Annotated in this window: 19 protein-coding genes; 10 read left to right on the top strand and 9 right to left on the bottom strand. The window is 50.1% G+C overall.

Annotation, left to right across the window (positions count from 1 at the left end):
* Positions 1-5 precede the first annotated feature (5 nt).
* Entirely contained in the window at positions 6-3,128 is a 3,123-nt protein-coding gene (locus H6G00_RS24975; RefSeq protein ID WP_190798813.1) for an S-layer homology domain-containing protein, read from the bottom strand.
* A 230-nt stretch (positions 3,129-3,358) separates the two neighbouring features.
* Between H6G00_RS24975 and H6G00_RS36280 the strand changes: the two genes are divergently transcribed.
* The 6 genes from H6G00_RS36280 to H6G00_RS24950 all read left to right on the top strand — a co-directional run bounded on the left by H6G00_RS36280 (position 3,359) and on the right by H6G00_RS24950 (position 6,753).
* Positions 3,359-3,484, top strand: a complete 126-nt coding sequence (locus H6G00_RS36280; protein WP_277881965.1) for a hypothetical protein — start codon at positions 3,359-3,361, stop codon at positions 3,482-3,484.
* A gap of 5 nt (positions 3,485-3,489) precedes the next feature.
* Positions 3,490-3,822 carry a hypothetical protein gene (locus H6G00_RS24970; RefSeq protein WP_190798812.1) on the top strand — a complete coding sequence of 111 codons (333 nt, stop codon included), beginning with the start codon at positions 3,490-3,492 and terminating at the stop codon, positions 3,820-3,822.
* 151 nt (positions 3,823-3,973) lie between these two features.
* Positions 3,974-4,333: a YtxH domain-containing protein gene (locus H6G00_RS24965; protein ID WP_190687411.1), complete on the top strand. Its 360-nt coding sequence runs from the start codon at positions 3,974-3,976 to the stop codon at positions 4,331-4,333.
* Between the two features lie 10 nt (positions 4,334-4,343).
* On the top strand, positions 4,344-4,949 hold the full coding sequence (locus tag H6G00_RS35715; protein WP_190798811.1) for a DUF948 domain-containing protein: 606 nt from the start codon (positions 4,344-4,346) through the stop codon (positions 4,947-4,949).
* Positions 4,950-5,231: 282 nt separating this feature from the next.
* Positions 5,232-6,047, top strand: a complete 816-nt coding sequence (locus H6G00_RS24955) for a TPM domain-containing protein (protein WP_190645154.1) — start codon at positions 5,232-5,234, stop codon at positions 6,045-6,047.
* A gap of 76 nt (positions 6,048-6,123) precedes the next feature.
* On the top strand, positions 6,124-6,753 hold the full coding sequence (locus H6G00_RS24950) for a precorrin-8X methylmutase (protein WP_190645155.1): 630 nt from the start codon (positions 6,124-6,126) through the stop codon (positions 6,751-6,753).
* 28 nt (positions 6,754-6,781) lie between these two features.
* Here H6G00_RS24950 and H6G00_RS24945 read toward each other — a convergent pair whose 3' ends face one another.
* Both H6G00_RS24945 and dapB read right to left on the bottom strand, forming a co-directional pair.
* Positions 6,782-7,519, bottom strand: a complete 738-nt coding sequence (locus tag H6G00_RS24945) for a phosphate ABC transporter permease (protein WP_242042487.1) — start codon at positions 7,517-7,519, stop codon at positions 6,782-6,784.
* 311 nt (positions 7,520-7,830) lie between these two features.
* Positions 7,831-8,655, bottom strand: coding sequence for a 4-hydroxy-tetrahydrodipicolinate reductase (gene dapB / locus H6G00_RS24940; protein ID WP_190798810.1), 825 nt, complete (start codon positions 8,653-8,655; stop codon positions 7,831-7,833).
* A gap of 332 nt (positions 8,656-8,987) precedes the next feature.
* Here dapB and H6G00_RS24935 point away from each other — a divergent pair, with 332 nt between their 5' ends.
* From H6G00_RS24935 to H6G00_RS24925, 3 genes are all read left to right on the top strand, one after another.
* Complete coding sequence (locus H6G00_RS24935) at positions 8,988-9,518, top strand: hypothetical protein (RefSeq protein ID WP_190645157.1); 531 nt, start codon at positions 8,988-8,990, stop codon at positions 9,516-9,518.
* Between the two features lie 459 nt (positions 9,519-9,977).
* Positions 9,978-10,223: a hypothetical protein gene (locus tag H6G00_RS24930; protein WP_190645158.1), complete on the top strand. Its 246-nt coding sequence runs from the start codon at positions 9,978-9,980 to the stop codon at positions 10,221-10,223.
* Between the two features lie 256 nt (positions 10,224-10,479).
* A complete protein-coding gene (locus H6G00_RS24925) occupies positions 10,480-11,370 on the top strand; it encodes a S1 RNA-binding domain-containing protein (protein WP_199314052.1) in 891 nt (296 codons plus the stop codon).
* Here the strand turns inward: H6G00_RS24925 and H6G00_RS24920 are convergent.
* The 5 genes from H6G00_RS24920 to glnA form a co-directional block, all read right to left on the bottom strand.
* Positions 11,367-12,998, bottom strand: a complete 1,632-nt coding sequence (locus H6G00_RS24920) for an ATP-binding protein (RefSeq protein ID WP_190798809.1) — start codon at positions 12,996-12,998, stop codon at positions 11,367-11,369. The genes H6G00_RS24925 and H6G00_RS24920 overlap by 4 nt on opposite strands.
* A complete protein-coding gene (locus H6G00_RS24915) occupies positions 12,995-16,399 on the bottom strand; it encodes a response regulator (protein ID WP_199318697.1) in 3,405 nt (1,134 codons plus the stop codon). The genes H6G00_RS24920 and H6G00_RS24915 overlap by 4 nt, the downstream gene beginning before the upstream one ends.
* Positions 16,384-17,184: an alpha/beta hydrolase gene (locus tag H6G00_RS24910; protein ID WP_190798808.1), complete on the bottom strand. Its 801-nt coding sequence runs from the start codon at positions 17,182-17,184 to the stop codon at positions 16,384-16,386. Before H6G00_RS24910 ends, H6G00_RS24915 begins: the two co-directional genes overlap by 16 nt.
* 2 nt (positions 17,185-17,186) lie before the next feature.
* Positions 17,187-17,360, bottom strand: coding sequence for a hypothetical protein (locus H6G00_RS24905; RefSeq protein ID WP_190645161.1), 174 nt, complete (start codon positions 17,358-17,360; stop codon positions 17,187-17,189).
* Between the two features lie 197 nt (positions 17,361-17,557).
* Positions 17,558-18,979, bottom strand: a complete 1,422-nt coding sequence (gene glnA / locus H6G00_RS24900) for a type I glutamate--ammonia ligase (protein ID WP_190645162.1) — start codon at positions 18,977-18,979, stop codon at positions 17,558-17,560.
* Between the two features lie 650 nt (positions 18,980-19,629).
* Between glnA and apcB the strand changes: the two genes are divergently transcribed.
* Positions 19,630-20,139 (top strand): allophycocyanin subunit beta, encoded by a 510-nt coding sequence (apcB, locus tag H6G00_RS24895; RefSeq protein WP_190798807.1) that lies wholly within the window; start codon positions 19,630-19,632, stop codon positions 20,137-20,139.
* A 115-nt stretch (positions 20,140-20,254) separates the two neighbouring features.
* Here the strand turns inward: apcB and H6G00_RS34865 are convergent, their stop codons facing one another.
* The gene (locus H6G00_RS34865; RefSeq protein ID WP_199318696.1) at positions 20,255-20,740 is read right to left on the bottom strand and encodes a hypothetical protein; all 486 of its coding nucleotides are present in this window, start codon (positions 20,738-20,740) and stop codon (positions 20,255-20,257) included.
* Positions 20,741-21,003 lie beyond the last annotated feature (263 nt).

Here is a 21,003-nt window from a genome sequence, read left to right as displayed (position 1 = left end):
CCTAATCAAGTGCTTGTCAAAGTTGGCTGAATGTACTGGCGAATGTATTGCAGAGCGCCGCTGGCGATCGCCCTTGCTAATTGACTGCGATGATCAGGGTCAGCCAGTTTTGCGGCATCTTCTTGCCCCGTCACAAAGCCCAATTCCACCAGCGTGGCGGGCATTGAGGTATACCTCAACACATAGAAGTTGGCTTGTCGCACTCCCCGGTCTTTAACTGTGATGCTTTCCAAGATGCTGCTGTGAATTGCTGAGGCGAGGCGAGAACCGCTTGTAGAACCGGGGTAATGATAGGTTTCTAACCCGTTCACCTCCGGTCGGCTGAGGCTAATCGCGTTGGCATGAATGCTGAGAAATAGATTTGCCCTGGCTTGTTCGGCGATGCTGACTCTGGGCGCTAGTTCTAGCGTGCGATCGTCAGGACGAGTCATAACAACCCTGATGCCCTGCTGCTGCAACAATTCAGCAATTTGTTGAGCAACCGACAGGTTAATGTCTTTTTCGCGCAAACCGTCAATTCCGATCGCTCCCGGATCGTTGCCGCCATGCCCCGGATCGACCACCACGAGGGGCGCTGCTGCGGTTGGGGTCGGAGCGGGAACTGGAGAGGCAGGAGGCGTCGGAGTAACAGGTGACGGAACTGGAATGGGAATAGGCGCAGGCGTTGGACTTGGCGTAGCAACAGGTGGCGCGGGAGTTGGGCTAGGCGCAGCGACGGGGGGCGTAGGGACGACAGGCAGTGGAACGGGAATGGGAATAGGCGCAGGAGAAGGGGTGGGTCTTGGTGTAGCGACGGGAACGGGCGCAGGAGAAGGGGTGGGGGTGGGTCGTACGGAAACCACCGGTAACGGCGTGGGTGCTGGAGTAGGTGCTGGCGTCGGAGAAGCAGCCGGAGGGGTGGGTGAAACGATAGGGACTTGCTCTCCCGCAGGGGCGTTGGAATTGGGTCCGACGATGTAGGACGAGGCGATCGCGGGCGATCGCGCTGCCTGCACCATTGCCTGATAAACCATTGCTGCGACTTCCCCGCGAGTGGCTTCACGGTTGGGGTTGAGCCGATTTACCTGGGGATAGTTCACCACAAGCTGAGTTTGGGTGGCGCTGGCGATCGCCCCCTGCATCTGAGCTGGAATTGCTGCGGCATCCTCATAGCGATTCAACAACTCTGTGTTGCCGGCAGGCAGTCCCAAGGCATTGGTCAAAGCCAGCAACACCTGAATCCGCGTGACGTTTTGGCTGGGTAGGAAGGTGCCGTTCTGGAAGCCAGCCATCAGCCCCCCCCGGTAAACACGCTGAATAGACTCAGCCGCCCAAAAGTCAGCAGACACATCACTAAAACTGGCTGCTGCTCGCTTAGCGATGGGGTTAAAGGTATTGTCTAACAGCGCTGCATACTGAGCGCGATTCATGGTTGTGTCAGGTTTGAAGGTGCCGTCGGCAAAGCCTGTGATCACCCCCTGACTGGCTAACCCCCGGACAAAGTCTGACGACCAGTGCGGCTGAATGTCAGCAAAAGAAGGCACCGAGATATCAGGATTGACAATGAACGGAGAATCGATCGCCCTTGCCTGCCCTGCCGAGACGAGCGTTTGATAAATCAGCGCTGCAACTTCAGCCCTGGTGATATCAACCATTGGCTCTAGCTGACTAACCTGGGGATGGTTAACCACAATTCGCTTTTGAGTGGCGGTAGCGACTGCGTTTGTGGCATAGCTGGGAATTTGGGCTCGATCGCGATACACGCCCAGCGAGTTAGGATTGCCACCCGTCAGCTCCAGCCCGTTAATCAGCGAAACGATCGCCTGAATCCGCGTCAGGTTTTGGTTGGGACGAAAGGTGCGATCGGGAAAGCCTGCCAAGAAGCCCATCTGGTAGGCTTTGGCGATCGCACCTGCTGCCCAAAAGTTAGCTGCCACATCGACAAATGCCTGGTTTGCCCGTTTGATAGGCACGTTGAAGGCTTTGGCGATCGCCGCCGCATACTGAGCACGAGTAATATTCAACTCCGGCTTAAAGGTGCCGTCTGGGAAGCCGCTAATGATGTCTCGCTCAACTAACCCCCGAATAAAGGCTTCTGCCCAATATCCCCGGATATCTGGCAGGTTCACCGCCCCAGTTACGGGCGTGGGTGTAGGTGTCGGCGTAGGTCGAGGGGTAGGCGTAGGTGAAGGTGACGGAGTAGATGTAGTTGGTCGAGGCGGAACGGGCGTGGGTGAAGGTGCCGGTAATGGCGCTGGAGCAATAACTTGACTTGCCACAAAATCTACAGCCCCGTTTACCCGAATTGGATTGAGCTGATTGCCCACGGAGGTTAGCTTGACTGAAGTTGCATTACGTAGGTCAAACTCACCGTTACTGCGGAGAATATTGCCGCCCGGATCTTGCCCTTTGCCCAGGTCAGGTAGCGCTGTGTTAGCCACTGCTAATCCGTCACTTGTATTCCTCTCGACCAGGTTGTTTCGCAGCACCGGGCGAGAGTTGCCCGTGAGAACGATGCCAGAACGGTTTTCAAACACCTGATTGTCCACAATCAATGGCGCTGCGTTGTCGCTGATGGCGATGCCGTAGCCTGTCTTCTGAAAAACATTGCGGCGAATTTCACCTTTCGCATTCCGAACAACGGAGATGCCGCTAGCTGCATTTTGCTGAAAAACATTATCGCTGACCTCTGGAGTGGCATTGCCCGTCGCAAACACACCCTCCCGTCCGCAGTTAATAAAGGTGTTGTTGGCCATGATCGGAGAGGTCGCTTCAATCCATACGCCTGTTCCCCGCTGTGCCCGATTGGTCACAATCACGCCCCTAAGCTGCGCCCCATTCTCCGGGCGAATCATCACATTTTGACGGGCAAAGGTGGGGCTATTAAATTCACCGCTGCCATCCAGCACAATGCCCCGTCCCTTTTGCGCTTCGTTGCCCACAACGGTTACGCCAACGGGAATCACCAGGGGAAAGCGCTCACCGCTAGCAGCATTGTAAGTTCCTGTTGCGAGTTGAATTCTCGTGCCAGATGTAGCTCGCTGGAGGGCACGGGTAATCGTCTTATAAGGAGCAGCTTGACTGCCTGACGCATTGTCATTGCCACTGGCAGGGTTCACGTACGTTGTAGGGGATGATGACTGAACCATCAAGCTTCCTCCCGATAAACTTTGATCCTAGATTTGAGCAGTTCTTGACCACTTCACCCTCTGGCATGATTGCATACCCAACTCCCGTTTTGTTGAATAGACCTGTGCCTTTAGAAAGAATCTGCAATTTGTTCAACCTGCTGTAATTTAAGTTCTAGTAGCGACCCAATCGCTGCGGGGAAAGGTGCGATCGCCAATCATTCAAGCTGTGGTTATGTGAGGCGACAGAAGTGTCTGAACAACTTCATCAAGTCGGTTTTCAGGTTCAAGTTATGCGTTGCTACGGCAACTATGACTTGTCCGAAGCTCATGCTGCCTTTGTTGCCTACAAACCACCAAACGCTGCGAGGATTTAGAAGAAATGGTGATGGTCGTTGTAGCGCTAAATTTCCTGATTGCCCTATGTTGTCTATTTGCTGCCTGGAGAATTTGGCGGTTGCGGCAGTTTTTGGCAAAGGTTACAGCTACGCTGATGGCGGCTGAACGGTATACCCATGCGTTACTGTATGGGGCACCCGAGGCAATCACTAGCGGGCAAATGGGAATTTATCAGCTTCGACGCAGCTACCAGCAGCTTCAACCCCAGCTTCAGCGGCTCCAGCAGATTTTAGGGCTAGTAAGTTTGGGGCAACGGGTGTGGCTCAGGCGATCGCGCTTTCTTTCCTCTCGGCGATCGCCCTACTTGCGCCGTTAATCCAATTTGGCAAGTTTAGCAAATCAGCGAATTAGCTCTGTATCCCTGCAATCAGCCGATTTCGGTGCTCAACTTCTATGATGTTGCAATAGGGCCAGTAATATAGTGAAATTCGCGAATCTACAATCAATTTTGAAATAGGAACGAAACGATGTCAGATAATCGCTCTGGATCATCGGGGTCATTTTTGGGAGGCGTACTGTTAGGGGCTGCGGTCGGCGCAGTGACAGGGTTGCTTATGGCTCCGCGAACGGGTCGAGAAACGCGGCAATTGCTGAAAAAATCTGCGGATGCCCTACCAGAATTAGCAGAAGACCTTTCGACCAGTGTGCAGCTACAGGCAGACCGACTCTCAGAAACCGCATTGCGAAACTGGGATGGCACCTTGACTCGACTGCGAGAGGCGATCGCCGCTGGAGTAGAAGCCAGTCAGCGCGAACGCCAGGAAATCGGTCCAGCCGAAGATCGGGTCGTCGAACCTCAACCCACCGCTCACGACAGCTTGATGTAGGCAAAGACTTGTGGTTGATCCCCTATTTTGGTTAGGGCTATCTATTCTGCTTGTAGCAGTTAGCCTCACTGCGGTGCTCATCGTGGCACTGCCAGCTTTGCGTGAGTTGGCACGAGCAGCCCGCAGTGCCGAAAAATTATTTGATACCCTTAGTCGTGAACTGCCGCCGACTCTAGAAGCAATTCGGCTAACAGGGCTGGAAATCAGTGATTTAACGGACGAGGTCAGTGAAGGAGTCCAGAATGCAGGACAAGTCGTCCAGCAGGTTAATCAAAGCATTAGTGGCGTTCGGCAAGGCGCTCGACAGGCGCAAGTAACCACACGCGGCGTTTTTGCGGGGGTCAAAGCTGCCTGGAAGGTGTTTCAGCGTCCTTCCCGTCGTCCAGAGCGACTGTCTGCCAGTTCTAGAAGCGCTTTAGAGCTAGACAACAGCTATCGCCAAGACTTTGCTCAGCGCGAGGATGTCTACAGTGCAGAACCAGAGGAAAACTGGAACGATCAGCAGGACTTTGGTCTCCCGCCTGAGAGCCAAAGCGAACTAGAGGAAATTCAACGAATTAGCAGAAACTCTGCTTATCTGCGAAAGCAAAGTTCCACAACCCAGCCTGAAGATTAGATTTCCTGCCTAAATTACTTTGTGAAGCCTGAATAGTAGCGGCGCAGCCCCGCTACTATTCAGGCAGAGATTTGCAGAGATCTACCGATTAGCGTCTTTGCCAGGGTGTTCGATTAGCTTGCAGGAGATGAATCGCAGATGAGATTTATGGCGATCGCTTTGCATCCTGGACGACATTGGTATTAGATTAAGTAAATAAGTGTAAAGAATTTCTCATCGAATCCTGAAATTCAGGGTCACTTATTAACATTTCTCTTTATTAGGGTTGAGCCAGAACCGTCGATGCTAAATTTCTATCTGCCCAAACCTGCCGCTAAATTTCTCACCTGTGTCAGTGCGTTTTTGCTGATCCTTTCGAGTTGGGCGATTGCCCCTGCTGCGCTGGCTTACGACAATCCTGAACTGCTGCCCGATACCTCCACCAACATCATTGACCTGGCAAACTCCCTCACCAGCATCCAGGAGGAGCAACTCGATGCAGAGTTAAACAGCTTTGAGGCAGAGACAGGCTGGAAGCTACGCGTGTTGACCCAGTTCGATCGCACTCCCGGTCGTGCCGTCAAAGATTTTTGGCAGTTAGATGATAGAAGCGTTTTGCTGGTCGCAGACGCTCGCGGCGGCAACCTGCTTAACTTTAGCGTTGGCGATGACCTCTACGATTTGTTGCCCCGCACCTTCTGGATTGAGTTGCAAACCCGCTACGGCAACCAGTTCTTTGTCCGAGAAAACGGGGAAGACAGTTCCATTCTCGATGCTCTCGGTTCGATCGAAACCTGTCTGCGTCAAAATGGCTGTCGGGTGGTGCCAGGTTTGCCTAGAGAACAGTGGATTCTGACCCTGATTACTTCTGTCGTTGGTGGAGTCGTTTTTGGTTTCGCGGCTCAATCTCGTCAGCCTAATCAGGTTTTTGCGTGGCAGTGGGCGCTCATCTTTTCTCCGCTCTGGGGCATTCTCTTCATCGCCTTTGGACTCGGACCAGTAATCACCCGCACTACTGACTGGTTGCCGATTGTCCGTAATATCGCAGGCTTTGCACTGGGAGCGCTTGTTGCTTACCTTTCTCCTATCATTAACGCTTCCTCTGCCTCTGAAACTTGAGATGATTGGCAAAGTGAGCGAATGTTTGCCAGCTTACTAGTAAGCTAAGTTATGACCAGCGTAATCCAGGATAGCGATGGAATGGCACGCCACCGATGCTCAAAGCCTGCAAATTATTGACCGCGAAATAGGAGATCACGTCTTCTCGCCGTCAGAATATGAAATTGTGCGGCGAGTGATTTACACGACGGCTGACTTTGAGTACAAATCTTTAATTCGGTTCTCCGAGCAGGCGCTTCAGGCAGGAGCGGCGGCTCTAGCTGCCCGCAGCACCATTGTGGTGGATGTGCCGATGGTGCAGGTAGGCATAACTCCCAACATTCAAAACACCTTTGCAAATCCTGTTTATTGCAGCATGGAGACGCTGACTCGCCCTCAGCGTGACAAAACTCGTGTTGCCTGGGGCATCGAAACTTTGGCAAGGCGATACCCCGAAGCCATCTTTGTCATTGGTCAGGCCCAAACTGCTCTCACCGCTCTGGTGAATCTGATTGAGGCAGAAGAAATCAAACCTGCTCTGGTGATTGGTACTCCCGCCGGCTTCGTTGGGGTAGATGTAGCAGAAGAGCGGCTTAAGGATTCCTTGATTCCTCATATTCGGATTGAGGGACGCAAAGGCAGCGCGGTAGTGGCAGCGGCAATCATGAATGGGCTAGTTGACTTAGCCTGGCAAGCGTATGGCAAAGAGGGAGATGGGCTAGGTTAGGTTAATTTATGCCCTAGTAACTCATGCCCTAGTAACCGTAAGCCCCTCTTTGACGGCGCAGTTTGCGGCTAACTTCTATGAAAGAATCTCGACGTAGGTAAGGGTAGTCGCTCACCCAAAGCTCGTAGTCAGGGAAGTAGAGATCTGAAACTTTAGAGATGCGGCTGAGGTCAGGGCGGTTGGAAAACACCATCATTTCGGCAATGTCGCCCGACCGAATCACGCGATGGCTGCGCTGAAGCGGCACCTGGAGCTTTGTGACAAAGCCACTTTCATCCCCCACTGCCAGGTTGAGGCGGCGCTCCCGGTTCTCAACAATGACCAGGTCACCTCGGTTGTTGACCGTTTCCTCCTCGCCAATTAAATCTTCTGTAATGAACACATCCATTACTTCAGCCTGCAAGAAGCCGCTGTACTGATAGCGGCGGCACTCGATATTGCGGCGGCTAGCCCAATAAACTGGACTCCATAGCCAATAAAAGCCAGCCGTTACACCTGCAATAAATAGGACAATGCCAAACCCTGCTCCCAGAAGAACGTCGAGAGTCACTACAGCCACTATTGCTGCGACTGAAATGAGCAACCGTCTGAGAAAATCTGGAGCTTTGCCCCAGCAATAACGATATTGCTCCGTCGTCGCAACCATGGGAATTAACTCTTCAAATTTTTTGCGGGTCAGAGGAATCAGCATGGAAGGTTGAAGATGCTCAATCGAATCAAGAGAAGTATGACACTGAATCGAGCCTAACATTTGCGTGATGCTCATAGCGTTGATTTCACTATCAGCTCTCCTTTGAGGGGGTGTGGGAAGCTTTTATGAGAAATTTGTAAAAGTCAAGGTAAATGTACGGAATTTTTGGACTGAATCTTCAAGTTCATTGGGGCAAAAGTTCCGTAGTTGCTGGGACGCTCTTTGCGCTCGAAAAGCTGAGAATTAGATTACTTCTGAAGAACGCATTCGGAAAGGCTGAGCAACTTAGGGGGCAATCAAGTTGTTTTGGTTTTTCTGGTTAGGAAAGCGTCCTTACAGGTGGAATGCCCGACCCTGGGGGCTTATGGGGTCGGGCATTTTTTTATTTAAAGCAATTTCTCTAATCCGTAGACTAGAGATTTAAGCTGAATCACTTTGTGAATCGACAGCAGAACTCCGGGCATGTAGCAGGCGCGATCGCTCGTATCATGGCGCAGCGTATAAATCTGTCCCGGCGCACCAAAAATCACCTCTTGATGAGCAATTAAACCAGGCAAACGAATACTGTGAATCCGAATGCCGTCTTCGGTGACGCTACCTCTGGCACCTGGCATCTTTTCTGTTTCCTTGACGCTAGGCGGGTTGTAGGGCTTGCCAAACTCTGACAGCAGTTGGGCAGTTTGGATTGCCGTCCCGCTGGGGGCATCAGCTTTTTGGTTGTGGTGCAGTTCGATAATTTCAACGTGGTCAAAATACTGGGAGGCTTGCATTGCTGCCTGCTGGAGCAGCACCATACCAATCGAGAAGTTCGGAATAATCGCACAGCCCATGCTGGACTTGTCGGCGAACTCTGCCAGTTCGTTGAGTTGCTCAGCACTTAGACCTGTAGTACCGACGACGGGACGAACACCATAGGCGATCGCCGACCGAATATTGTCATACACCACGCTGGGATGTGTGAAATCAACCATCACCCCTGGCTGCTGTTCCTGGGCGACAAACGCCAGCATCGACTGCAAATCTGGCATCACGGGCACTTCTAATTCGCCACAGCCGATGATCTCTCCGACATCCTGACCCGCATATTGGGGGTTGCGAGAGATTGCGCCTAGTAGCACCATGTCGTCGGATTGGGCGATCGCCTTCACGGTTTCACGCCCCATCTTCCCCAGTGCCCCATTCACTATGACTGGAATTGCAGCCTGTGCCATAACCTAAATGTCCTTCCTGTATCCTTACTAAAAACATTCTCACCGAGTGAGCAATACTTTGTTCATCACAGTACTGAAATTGCAAGAACGCAGAAAGATGTTGTCTATTTACTTGATTGGAGAATGTGTGGAAACTATGTCGCTTGATTACCCACGTGGAGGTCTTTCTTATGCAGCAATTTTCAGTTCAATGTAGTAGTCCATAATGTGTTGCATTGAGGGTTAGGATCTACATTCGCTGACTTACCGTTCAATAAAGTATCAAGTGCATTGCTTACTGGAGGATATGCCAAGGTTATCCTCGTATTTGCCCCCCCCCAGGAGGACAGTTGATGTTGTCCGGACACCTCCCACTGCTAAACAAAAGCTCGAGGCACTCCAAAATTGCTGGTGAGTTTTTTGAACATCTTGTCCTATATTGGCTATCCAAGTATGGGTTAGAATGTGCCCGAATTGATCATGTAGGAATTGACCTTCTTGCAAAGCATCCTGATCGGGAGGAGCGCTTAGGCATATCAGTAAAGGGGCGCACACGGAACATTGGCAAGGAAACGGAACATCTCAATATTCCAAACGATAATTTTGATAAAGCTGAAGCTGCATGCAAGGCGTTTGGTTGCACACCTTACTTTGCTATCGTGATTGACAGTGGACAAAATATTTCTGCCTTTATCCTACCAATGGCAGAATTGTTAAGGCTTTTTCCGCGAGGTGAGCGCGTTAGTGTTTGGAAGATGACTCCACGCTACTTGGCACAATACAGCCAGAATCCTAAAATTGTCCAATTTTCCTTTTCGCATAATATTCACCAATGGTTTGATCATCAAATATCATCCGAAAACATAGGTGAACCGTACATCTAGTGCGATCGCTGTCGTTGTAGAGTGTTGCTATTAAGCAAACCCATCGCCTCATTGAACGTCTGCCAGGACGATCGCCTCCACTTCTCCAATAACAAACTCATTACTTAGAGCTTTAATGAGGGTGCGATCGCCTCTCCCATCTCCTTAAAAATTCCACAAGTTACTACCTTGACGAGAAGCCACCATCCCAGATATGCTTTCACGCTAAGGTTGTCTTTTTACACGCAAACAACCTCACTACACCCAAGAATCTAGCGCCGCTCAAAGCTGTTAGCGCAGCGATGAGCGACTGACCCCCAAACTGAGTAAGCAGTCTGGCGGCTAACGGAGAATTTTAACACTCCCCTAGCCACCCCGACTTGTGATGTCAAAAAAGCGTTGCTAATTCTCATCGGCAGCGCGTGCGGGGTGGCTAGGTTTTTGGGGTTTCCTTGCAAACCCTAAACGGAGTCACAACTGATGCCTGAATGTTTTCTAGATCTCAACTCACTCCATGTTGAGAAGGATTCGTCTTACGCTCAATTTCCCGAACGCGAACGCTTGCGGATTCTCATTATCGGCTCTCGCGATGGCGTAATTGAAACCATTCACGATCTGTACGGACGCGGCTTTGCCGAAGTGGGGGCGTGGAGTCCTCTGCTACCTGCTCCCGGTTCCGGGGAGGTGATGAGCATTTTGACCCGCGATCGCAAACGAGGAGGATAAGAATTAAGAGGGGCGATCGCGCTACTAAAATGACAGTCTTGCCCTTGTCACTGACAAGATTGTCAAGATGAATTAATAGGGCTGGCATAAGCCAGAGAAATATGGGGTGCGATCGCCCCTCTTTTTGCGTAAAGACTCCCTGCCGAATCCGTCAAGAATTGATTATATTGAAAAGACTCAATTGCTTGTGGTGACTCACACTCAGTGAATGCTCCTCTAGCAAATTTAATGACTGATCGGTTTCCAGGAGGCTGACTTGTCCTTTTCCTCTGACGACTTTGCCAAAGCCCTCGAACAGCACGACTACCAGTTCCAATCAGGACAGGTGGTGCGTGGTAAAGCTTATAGCTACGAGAGCGATGGCGTTTATGTTGACATTGGCGGCAAATCCGCAGCATTTTTGCCCTTAGAAGAAGTTTCTATCAGACGGGTTACTGACCTGGCTGAAACGCTGCCGCTGCATGAAGAGCGGGAGTTCATGATTATTAAGGAGCAAAATGCTGAGGGGCAGGTGACGCTCTCGATTCGGCAGATGCAAATTAAGCAGCTCTGGCAGCAGTTTGCCGAGATGCAAGAGAGCGGCAAGACCGTGCAGGCGCGAGTCAACGGTCTGAATAAAGGCGGCGTAACGGTGGATGTGTTGGGGCTGCGCGGGTTCATTCCGCGATCGCACCTGATTGAACGCGATAACTTGGAATCTTTAGTCGGCAAAGCACTGACCGTTGCCTTTCTGGAAATTGACCCTAGCCGCAAAAAGCTAGTAGTTTCTCAGCGACAGGCTGCCCAAGCGGCAAGTCTGGGTCAGCTTGCAATTGGTGAGCTTGTAGAGGGCAAAATTGTTGGCATCAAGCCGTTTGGTTTGTTTGTAGACTTTGACGGCATGACGGGCTTGATTCACATCAACCAGGTGAGCAAGAACTATGTTGCCTCACTCAATGCTGGGTTTGAAGTCGGTCAGCCGATCAAAGCAGTGATTATTGACCTGGATGATGTAAAGCGGCGGATTTCTCTCTCCACCAAAGTTCTGGAAAACTATCCGGGAGAAATGCTGGAGAATATGCCGGAAGTCATGGCAGAAGCCGCAACCCGTGCTGAAAAAGCTAGAAAAACGATTGAGCAACGCGGCGTTGAAGGGGTTGAGGGTTAAACGGTCGCCTGATCGCCCACGGGAATGGTGAAGTAAAAGGTGGTGCCCTCTCCAGGCGTAGACTCTACCCAAATTTGCCCTCCGTGACGCTCTACAATCTTTTTGCTGATGGCGAGTCCAATCCCGGAGCCAGGATATTTGGTGCGGCTGTGCAACCGCTGGAAGATGGCAAAGATGCGATCGCCATATTTGGTTTCCATGCCAATCCCATTGTCCTGCACGGAGAATAGCCATGACTCCTCCTTTTGAACAGCGCCAATGTGAATGACTGGGGGGCGATCGCTGCGAAATTTAAGTGCATTACCTAATAGATTCTGAAAAAGCTGGCTGAGCTGAATCGAGTCTGCCATCAGTTCAGGTAGTGGATCATGGGTGATCACAGCTTCGGTTTCGGCGATCGCCAGCCTTAGATTTTCCAATGCTCGATCAAGGGCACTGTTGCAGTCAGTGAGGCGAAACTCCTTGCCGCGTGTGCCAATGCGAGAATAGCTCAGCAGCGCTTGAATCAACTCCTGCATCCGAACTGTACCATCCACCGCATAAGCAATAAAGTCGCGGGCATTCTGGTCAAGCTGGTCTTGATATCGTCGCTCCAGAAGCTGAACATAGCTAGCTACCATTCGCAGCGGCTCTTGCAAGTCATGGGAAGCAACATAGGCAAACTGCTCTAGCTCGGCATTCGAGCGGGCTAGCTCTTGACGCTGGTGCCTTTCTTGCTCTAGCAGTCGTACCTGTGTCAAGGCAATTCCCACCTGGTTTGCCAACTGCTGCAGTAGCTCAATTTCAAAGCTGCTCCAGACTCTGAGGCTGCTACAGTGATGCACAACCAGCAGTCCCCATAGTTCGTCTTTCAAGAGGATTGGCACTACCAATTTCGCTTTGACCTGAAACTGGTGCAACCATTCAATTAAGTCAGGGGGTACGTCGCCTGTCTCAACATCATCAATTGCCCAAAATTTCCCCTGCTGATAGTGTTTCTGAAAATCCGCAGATAGCGGTCTGGGGTAGAGTGTTTTAGCTAAAACAGACTCACACCCAGCCCCCACAGCTTCCGTGATGCCTCTGCTACTCTGGCGTTCCAGCTTGTAGATCAGCACCCGATCCGCTTGCAGAATTTTTTGCACCTCCGCCACGGTAGTCTGCAAAATTTCGCTGAGACGAAGCGATTGGCGAATCTTGACGGTGATGTCAGCAAAGAGCTGCGATCGCAAATTCTGTCGCTTCAATTCCTGGGTGTTTTGGTGAGCCCTAATCAATCGTCGCACCCGCTGCCGCAGCACTGCCCAGTGAATAGGTTTAGTGATGTAGTCCGTCGCGCCGACTTCAAAGGCATAGTCTACCGATTCTTGATTTTCCAGGCTGGTAATCATCAAGATGGGAATATCCTCAGCCTCCATTTCCCGAAGCTGGCGACAGCAGTCAAAGCCATCCATCACAGGCATCAATGCGTCAAGCAGCACAATTGCCGGACGAGTTTGCTCAAAAACGGCTAAACCCTCTTTGCCGTCTGTTGCTTCGGCAACTCGATACCCAGCTTGAGTCATTGCCAAACGTAGTTCTAGCCGAGTCAGCTTGTCGTCGTCTATGACCAGCACTAGGGGTGGTTCAGACGTTGCTGTCACAGTCATGTTGCCTGCTCCTGGTGGCGTTCGAGCTGTAAGGCGGATTTGACTTGTTCATAGTCTAGCTTTAGCCGAGTAGCCTGATTGCAACCCTGGGCTAAACAGTCGTTCACATTAAAATTTGAGCCGTTTTCAGAATGCCCCTTGAAGCCATTGTCAGGACTACAGTTGCGTCCTAATAGTTCTAATTCTTTACAGGCGTTGGAGAAGGCGATCGCTCCCAAGGTTGCACTGTTAGCTTTTAGCGTATGGGCAGCACGGCGCAAAGTGATCGCATCAGAGTGGGCGATCGCCGCATCAATTTCTTCTATGAGTTTTGGGGCTTCCTCTAAATAGCAATCAATCAGTTCCGTCAAAATTGCTGCACTTTGCTCCCCTGCCATTGCTCGAAAAGATTGCAGTACCTTCGTGTCAATCGTAGGCTCAGAGACAGGCAGAACAGCAGGCAGAACATGAGTTGAACTCTGCTGTTGAGTTAATACCCTGAGCAGGTCTTGCATCTGAATCGGCTTGCTGATGTAGTCATCCATACCGGACTGTAAACATTCTTCGCGATCGCCCCGCATTGCGTTTGCCGTCATCGCCACAATTCGGGGGCATCGTTCTGGTAAATAGTTCTGACAAATAGAGCGTGTCGCCTCCAAGCCATCCATCTCTGGCATTTGCACATCCATTAGCACCAGATCGTACTTCTGATCTTGCAATGCTTTTAACGCTTCTAAGCCATTACTCACCACGTCTGCCTTATATCCCAACCGTTGCAGCATGAGTAAGGCCACTTTTTGGTTTACCAAATTATCTTCAGCCAGCAAAATCTTCAGCGGATACTGCTCTGCTAAGTGCGGGTCAATCTCCAACGTCCCCTGAGATGGCTTAATCACGATAGGTTGTGTCCCCAACACGCGGATCAAAGTATTGTAAAGCTGCGACTGTTTCACGGGTTTGGTCAAGCAAGCCGCAAACTCAACCGCTGCCGCTGCCATGTTGTCCGGTTTACCCATCGACGTCAGGAGCACCAGTGGCAAATGCTGATACGGGGTCTGCTGCCGAATCATCTCACCCAACGTCAACCCATCCATTTGAGGCATTTGCATATCCAAGATGGCCAAATCAAAAGGCTGTTTTGCTCCCAAAAGGGACAATGCCTCTCTAGCGGACGCAACGGCATGAACAACCATTCCCCAAGACTGGGCTTGTAGAGTTAGGATTTGGCGATTGATGGGGCTATCATCCACCACTAAAACCTGTTTGCCTGTAAGCTCCGGCTGAAGCTGAGCAATATCAGTATCAGACGTAGAAGACGAGTTAGAATCGGCGGCGGCAGTAATGGTGAAGTAAAAAGTTGAACCCTGTTCCGCTAGTAGTGGAGACTCTAAGTGGTGTTGCTGCAAAGGCTGTTCTTTCCACGGCGGGTTCCACTGGAGCGGTGGATTTCCTGCCAGCTTGCCACCACTCTCTACCCACATCTGCCCTCCCATCATTTCGCTAAGCTGGTTGCTAATCGCTAGCCCCAGCCCCGTGCCGCCATACTGACGAGTAATTGAAGCATCAACCTGACTAAAGGATTTAAATAAGTGGTGCATTCGGTCGGCAGGAATGCCAATTCCAGTATCTTTTACGGTAAACAGAATTTTGTGGAGAGGTTGTGGAGTGGAGGTTTGGGGGTGAGGATCAGGGAAAGGGGTGACGGAGACGACTATTTCTCCAGTCTTGGTAAATTTGACGGCATTACTGAGCAGGTTGACGAGAATTTGCTGGAGTCGCGTAGTGTCTCCTAGAAGACGATTTGCGGTTTGGGGATGAACCCAGTAGGCTAACTCCAATCCTTGTTCTGCTGCTTTGGACGCTAACAAATCAAGAGAGGATTCGACGCACATCCGCAAGTCAAAAGGCTGATGTTCTAGCTCCAGTTTGCCAGACTCCATTTTGGAGAAGTCCAGAATGTCGTTAATGATAGTGAGTAGCGTGTTGCTGCTCTGGTAAATCGTTTCTAAAAACTCTCGTTGACGGGGAATCAGTCGCGTATCGAGCAACAGTTCGGTCATGCCGATGATGGCGTTCATCGGTGTGCGAATTTCATGGCTCATGTTGGCTAGAAATAAGCTCTTGGCACGGGTGGCTGCCTCAGCCTCAACTTTGGCAAGCTCTAGTTTGGTATTGGTTTGAGAAAGTTCTTGAGTTCGCTCTAATAGTTCTTTTTGAGCTAGATATTGCTCCGTGATATCATCAAACAGCCACAGACGACCCGGTACATCGCGCACCCGCGTTGGTGTGCTGGAAACACTCAGGACTTTGGGCTGGGGGTAGTCGAAGAGCCAGTTCCAGTTGCGAATTGTTGCTTGGGGTTGGCTAAACAGCTTTACTCCCTGAGCGGTAATTTCGGCGGTATTGCTTGCTTGGGTTCGCAAGGTTGCCATTGCTTGAGCAATCATGGGTGGATCGATCGCCCCGGGCGGTAGCCCTAACTGTTCAGCCGCCGCCTGGTTAAGCCAACTTTGTTCACCGCTTTCATCCATAAACACCACCCCCTGGTGAATGGTTTCTAGCATGGCTCCAAATCGCGCTTGCAGTTTGTCGAGTCGCAGGGTAGTGTCACAAAACTGAAGCAGCGTTCGAAGTTCGCTCAGAAGGGATGCAGTAAATTGTTGCAGATCGTCTGAGAGGTTGGTCTGACGATGCCAGATTAGCAGAATCGCTCCTCGTAAATTGTCGGAACCTTGTAAGGGCAAAATTGCTAGCGATCGCACCCCCTGAGCCAGCAGCACATGCGAAGCATCCTCAACTGCTGGATAGTTTGAATGGAACAGGCTGCGGTTTTGCTCTAGAGCAGCCGTAAATAGAGCAGGGTTGGTCAGTTGGTTGGGCAGAGCAGTCCGAGGTAAGCAAACCAGTGCCTCGGCCGTAACCGAATCAAGTTGACGCAGGGCGATCGCCGCATCAGCTCCGGTAAAGTCTCGCAACAAAGATACTGCTGTACCGATTAACGTTTCAGCCGTTCCATTTTCTTTAGGTTGAGTCAGGGATTCTAAAATTTGCTGAGAGGCTAGTTTCCACTCAACCCTGCGAAGAAACTGCCCAACGATGGTGCCAAACACTGCAACACTGATCAGCTCAAGCAAATGGCGAGTGAGCAGTCCGTTGCTGCTTATCAACGCTGTACCGATCAGGGCGATCGCCACCCCTGCAATAACGATCAACCCTGACAGGGGTAACATGGCACAAACAAGCAACAGCACCAGCGACAGCAAGCGTACCGTTCCCCAGCCCTCCAACATGCCCAATCCTACAAGTAGCGAACACAACGCCGCCAGAAAGGGTCGAAAAGTGGGTAGCCAGTCAGGATGATGTAGCCGCAGCCGAGACAGCAGCCACTGGAAATGTAGGTTTGGGTTCAGCTTGACAAACATGTGGCGATCGCCTTAGAAACCGTATCAGGCGCACTGAGATGCGGCAAATGCCCAGTCGCATCAATAGGAATATACTGACTTTTAGGAATATTTGCTGCCATATACTGCCCGACTTGCATGGGCACAGCAACATCATCGCTAGATTGCAAGATGAAAGTCGGTACCTTTAGCTTTGGCAAATCTGCTCGATGATCCGACTGAAAAATCATCCGTGCTACAGCTTGGGCGATGTCTGGACGAATTGCAGCTAGCGTATTGGCAAATTCAGTGGCTAGCTCTGGTTTATCTGGGTTACCCATGGCAATTGGTGCAAACCCACTCGCCCAAGCATAGTAATTAGAAGACATAGCTGCATAAAGTGCATCCAGGTCAGACTGCTCAAATCCACCCACATATCCCACATCATTCAAGTAGCGTGGAGACGCACTAATAAAAATCAACTTGCTAAATCGATCCGGCTCGACCAGTGCAGCCAACAAACTCACCATCCCGCTAGCAGAATGCCCTACCAAACTACATTGGTTCAGCTTGAGTGCAGCGCACAGATCTAACAAATCCTCCGCATAGCCATAGAGACTGCTGTAGCGACGTGGACTGTAAGCATTGAAATCAGACTTACCAGCCCCCACATGGTCAAATAAAACAATTCGGTAACGAGTCTGGAGCTCTGGAATCTGATATCGCCACGCCGTCTGGTCAGAGCCAAACCCATGAGCAAGAATTAGAGTTTCTTCCCCATCTCCCAAAACTTTGACATTGTTGCGTTGAAGAATACTGAGTGCCATTTCTATAAACCTGAATCAATCCCTGATGCCCTCAACTGGGTAACCAATTTTTCTGCCTGTTGCTGTTCTACTTGAAGCTTCTGAAAATTTTTCACAAACGCGCCATCCGACTCAGGTAGGTGGGTAAGGTCAGGCAAAACGGTACCAGCCGTTGGTAGATCAGCAAAAGAAGCCATTCAAGTTATCTCTGCAGCCCTTTATCTTTATTCTAAAGAGCTTGTAGAGAGCAATCTCAAAACTTCAAAGGGGTCACTTAACCTAAATTACGTAATATTGCTTCACCCTCACAAACAAAAAACGGGAAAGCTTTCTTTTGGAAAACTTTCCCGTTTCTCCGCGTACCAAATCGAGCTAATTTATTTGACTACTCTACTTAGCAATCGTAATAGAGCGCAAATTCATAAGGATGAGGACGTAGGCGCATGGGGTTCACCTCATTGTCCAACTTATACTCAATCCAGTTCGTGATGAAGTCTTCTGTAAAGGCACCGCTGGCCAGTAAGAAGTCGTGGTCTGCTTCCAGCGCCTTGAGCGCATCCAGCAAAGAACCAGGGGTAGAAGGAATCTTCGCCAATTCTTCTGGGCTGAGGTCGTAGATGTCCACATCCAGAGAAGCACCGGGGTCAATCTGGTTCTTGATGCCGTCAATTCCTGCACAAAGCATTGCCGCAAACGCCAGGTAGGGGTTAGACGTTGCATCGGGGCAACGGAATTCCAAACGCTTTGCTTTAGGATTGGTTCCTGATAGAGGAATCCGAACGGAAGCTGAGCGGTTTCCTTGGGAATAAGCCAGGTTCACCGGAGCCTCAAAACCAGGCACCAATCGCTTGTAAGAGTTGGTTGTAGGATTCGTAAATGCTAGCAGTGCGGGAGCATGCTTGAGGATGCCGCCAATGTAATGAAGCGCCATCTGGCTCAAGCCTGCATAACCATCACCCGCAAAGAGAGGCTGCCCACCTTTCCAAATTGACTGGTGAGTGTGCATTCCAGAACCGTTATCGTTAAATAGCGGCTTAGGCATGAAGGTCACGGTTTTGCCGTACTTCCGAGCGACGTTCTTGATACAGTACTTATAGATCATCAAGTTATCAGCAGAGTTGACCAGGGTATCAAACTTGATGCCCAGCTCACATTGTCCGCCGGTCGCGACTTCGTGGTGCTGCTTCTCAACGGGTACGCCACACTTTGCCATCGTCAGCAACATTTCCGTCCGCAAATCTTGAGACGTATCGGTGGGAGGAACTGGGAAATAGCCTTCTTTGTAGCGGGGTTTGTAGGCAAGGTTCCCGCCCTCTTCTATACGACCAGTATTCCAACGTCCTTCGATCGAATCGACGTAGTAGTAGCTGGAGTGTTCGTTTTGGTCAAAGCGAACATCATCAAAGATGAAGAATTCTGCTTCAGGACCAAAAAAGGCCGTATCGCCAATGCCTGTGGCTTGCAAGTAATCTACTGCTTTCTGAGCAATCACGCGAGGGCAGCGTGAGTAAGGTTCTCCAGTTCTGGGTTCCTTGATGCTACAGATGACGCTCAGGGTTGGCTCCTTCATGAAGGGATCAATCCAGGCAGTTTTGGGGTCAAGCACCATCGTCATGTCTGACTCGTTAATTGCCTTCCAACCCCGGATGCTGGAGCCATCAAAAGGCACACCATCGGTAAAACTGCTTTCGTCGATTTGGTCATGGTAAACCGTCAGGTGTTGCCAGATTCCTGGCATGTCAATAAACTTCAGGTCAACCATTTTAATGTCTTGGTCTTTAATCCAACTCAAGACGTCTTGCGGGGTCTGTGCCATGAATTACTCCTTGTTTCTGGGCTATCTCAATGGGGAGAGAAGATGGTCTGGCAAAAATACAGTGTGAGACGAGTACCAGGTAAGCAAAGCTATCTGTGCAGGGGAACCTAGTTTAGGGCTGAAGATGAAAGCTTTGCAGCACTGGGTTGACTCAAAAATTAAGGTCAGTATCTCCTTAAACAGCGCTGAAATCCGTATCAGAGCTAGCTTTGCTGAAGACGATGTGCCCTGTATCAATTGAGCTTTGTTACACCTGAATCATCCTAGAAACACGATTAGCCACATTTTGTATCGAAAGCTACAAAATGTGGCTCGTTGCCAAAACAAGTGCTAAGTTTTTGGACTGATTTAACTAAAAGGGAAGCAAAAGATGTAAATCGACTGGGAATCTGAAGTTTTGGGAGGCAATGGGCTGATACGGCTGCATTTCTGCCTGAAAAGTTTCGGCTTTACGTCTAATTCGTAATTTTTAGTTGCAGGATTAAGTTGAGAAGGGATGGCGATCGCCCGCTACAAAATTTAACAATCGGAACCTGCTCAATCCTAGATTCAGCCTCGGTTACGCCAAACTCAGCGTGATACACTTTATCCTGAACCTTGGAATATATAAACCTGCGTTTAAGTATAAGAATCATTGGGAGACTGAGTTCATGCGTGATGCAGTGACGAGCCTGATTGAAAATTATGACATTACAGGTCGCTATCTAGACCGTAATGCGCTTGATACCCTAAAGTCTTATTTTGATACAGGCATGGCACGGGTTCAGGCGGCTGCGGTCATTAACTCTAACGCTGCTGCTATTGTCAAGCAGGCAGGGTCACGGCTGTTTGAAGAAATTCCTGAGCTAATTCGTCCGGGTGGAAATGCTTACACCACTCGTCGCTATGCAGCATGTCTGCGCGATATGGACTACTACCTGCGCTATGCTAGCTACGCGCTGGTTGCAGGCAGCATGGACGTGCTAGATGAGCGTGTTTTGCAAGGGCTGCGAGAAACTTATAACTCCTTAGGAGTACCGATTGGCCCAACTGTGAACGGCATTCAAATTATGAAGGAGATTGTTAAGGAGCAGATTGCTGCTACTGGTGTCGAAAATACAGGATTTCTGGATCAGCCCTTCGATTACATGACTCGTGAGCTGGGCGAAAAAGACCTTTAATCCAAATTCAGTAACTTGAAAGAATGGGGTGAAGATAGCCTTTACCCCATTCTTTGTTTTTGATGCCCTTTAGAGAAGACTCTAATCGATTCAAGTTTATCGATTAGAGTCTTCGTTAATCAACATAACCTTCAGGTTCCAGAACCCAAAGCCCATAACCTTTCACAGATTTTGTAATTACGGTTGAATCTCCACGGTGGCTCAGGCGAATGATCAGCTGCTTAGCTTGTTTAACATCTTCAACTACCTTAAACAGACTGTAGTAATTGCCGTTAAAGGCGATCGCTGCAAGGGGTTTGTCTAGGTCAGGCACTCGAATGTGACAAGGGCGATACTGGCTGCGAGAGGTCAAAATATTGTAGGACTGCTTTTGTTGGAGCGATCGCTGTGGCTGTCTTGGTCTGCTGTGCACAGCTTGTAAAAGCTGGGATGGCTTGGCTTCTGGTTCCAAAATCCAAATTGCATAACCCTTTGGAGTTTCAGTAATTACACTTGTGTCGCCTCGATAATTCAGCCTGTTGGCAACTTGACTGGCTCGGTTTTGGTCTTTCTCAAATTTAAAAAAACTGTAATAAGCCTGGTCGAAGAAAATCGCAGCCAAACAACGCTCTGAGTCAGGTACGTGGATGTGACAAGAATGGTATTGATTACGAAACTTGAGAAATTGTATAGAAGAAGAAATAGGGCTTTGAGCGTTTAAGGCAGAGGAAAACTGCATAAGTTAAGTCGAGGCTGCTTTAAATATCTTTAGATTTATTCTTGTTTTTTCTAGACAAATTGCCATCCGGTAAAGTACGGGATGCTAATACCAATCCCAAAAATTAGAGCTATAGATGGAAGGGCACCCCGCTTAGCGGGGTGCCG

Origin of the sequence: Leptolyngbya sp. FACHB-541 (assembly GCF_014695875.1) — a bacterium.
Taxonomy (GTDB): domain Bacteria; phylum Cyanobacteriota; class Cyanobacteriia; order Elainellales; family Elainellaceae; genus JAAUTN01.
The sequence above is the reverse complement of the archived record's forward strand: the minus strand, read 5'-3'. Positions and strand labels throughout refer to the sequence as shown.

What these genes read in the sequence shown, in the direction of transcription:
- H6G00_RS24975 (WP_190798813.1), bottom strand. Translation starts at nt 3,128, where the DNA reads ATGGTTCAGTCATCATCCCCTACAACGTACGTGAACCCTGCCAGTGGC.
- H6G00_RS24970 (WP_190798812.1), top strand. Translation starts at nt 3,490, where the DNA reads ATGGTGATGGTCGTTGTAGCGCTAAATTTCCTGATTGCCCTATGTTGT.
- H6G00_RS24965 (WP_190687411.1), top strand. Translation starts at nt 3,974, where the DNA reads ATGTCAGATAATCGCTCTGGATCATCGGGGTCATTTTTGGGAGGCGTA.
- H6G00_RS24955 (WP_190645154.1), top strand. Translation starts at nt 5,232, where the DNA reads ATGCTAAATTTCTATCTGCCCAAACCTGCCGCTAAATTTCTCACCTGT.
- H6G00_RS24950 (WP_190645155.1), top strand. Translation starts at nt 6,124, where the DNA reads ATGGAATGGCACGCCACCGATGCTCAAAGCCTGCAAATTATTGACCGC.
- H6G00_RS24945 (WP_242042487.1), bottom strand. Translation starts at nt 7,519, where the DNA reads ATGAGCATCACGCAAATGTTAGGCTCGATTCAGTGTCATACTTCTCTT.
- dapB (WP_190798810.1), bottom strand. Translation starts at nt 8,655, where the DNA reads ATGGCACAGGCTGCAATTCCAGTCATAGTGAATGGGGCACTGGGGAAG.
- H6G00_RS24935 (WP_190645157.1), top strand. Translation starts at nt 8,988, where the DNA reads ATGTTGTCCGGACACCTCCCACTGCTAAACAAAAGCTCGAGGCACTCC.
- H6G00_RS24930 (WP_190645158.1), top strand. Translation starts at nt 9,978, where the DNA reads ATGCCTGAATGTTTTCTAGATCTCAACTCACTCCATGTTGAGAAGGAT.
- H6G00_RS24920 (WP_190798809.1), bottom strand. Translation starts at nt 12,998, where the DNA reads ATGACTGTGACAGCAACGTCTGAACCACCCCTAGTGCTGGTCATAGAC.
- H6G00_RS24915 (WP_199318697.1), bottom strand. Translation starts at nt 16,399, where the DNA reads ATGTTTGTCAAGCTGAACCCAAACCTACATTTCCAGTGGCTGCTGTCT.
- H6G00_RS24910 (WP_190798808.1), bottom strand. Translation starts at nt 17,184, where the DNA reads ATGGCACTCAGTATTCTTCAACGCAACAATGTCAAAGTTTTGGGAGAT.
- H6G00_RS24905 (WP_190645161.1), bottom strand. Translation starts at nt 17,360, where the DNA reads ATGGCTTCTTTTGCTGATCTACCAACGGCTGGTACCGTTTTGCCTGAC.
- glnA (WP_190645162.1), bottom strand. Translation starts at nt 18,979, where the DNA reads ATGGCACAGACCCCGCAAGACGTCTTGAGTTGGATTAAAGACCAAGAC.
- apcB (WP_190798807.1), top strand. Translation starts at nt 19,630, where the DNA reads ATGCGTGATGCAGTGACGAGCCTGATTGAAAATTATGACATTACAGGT.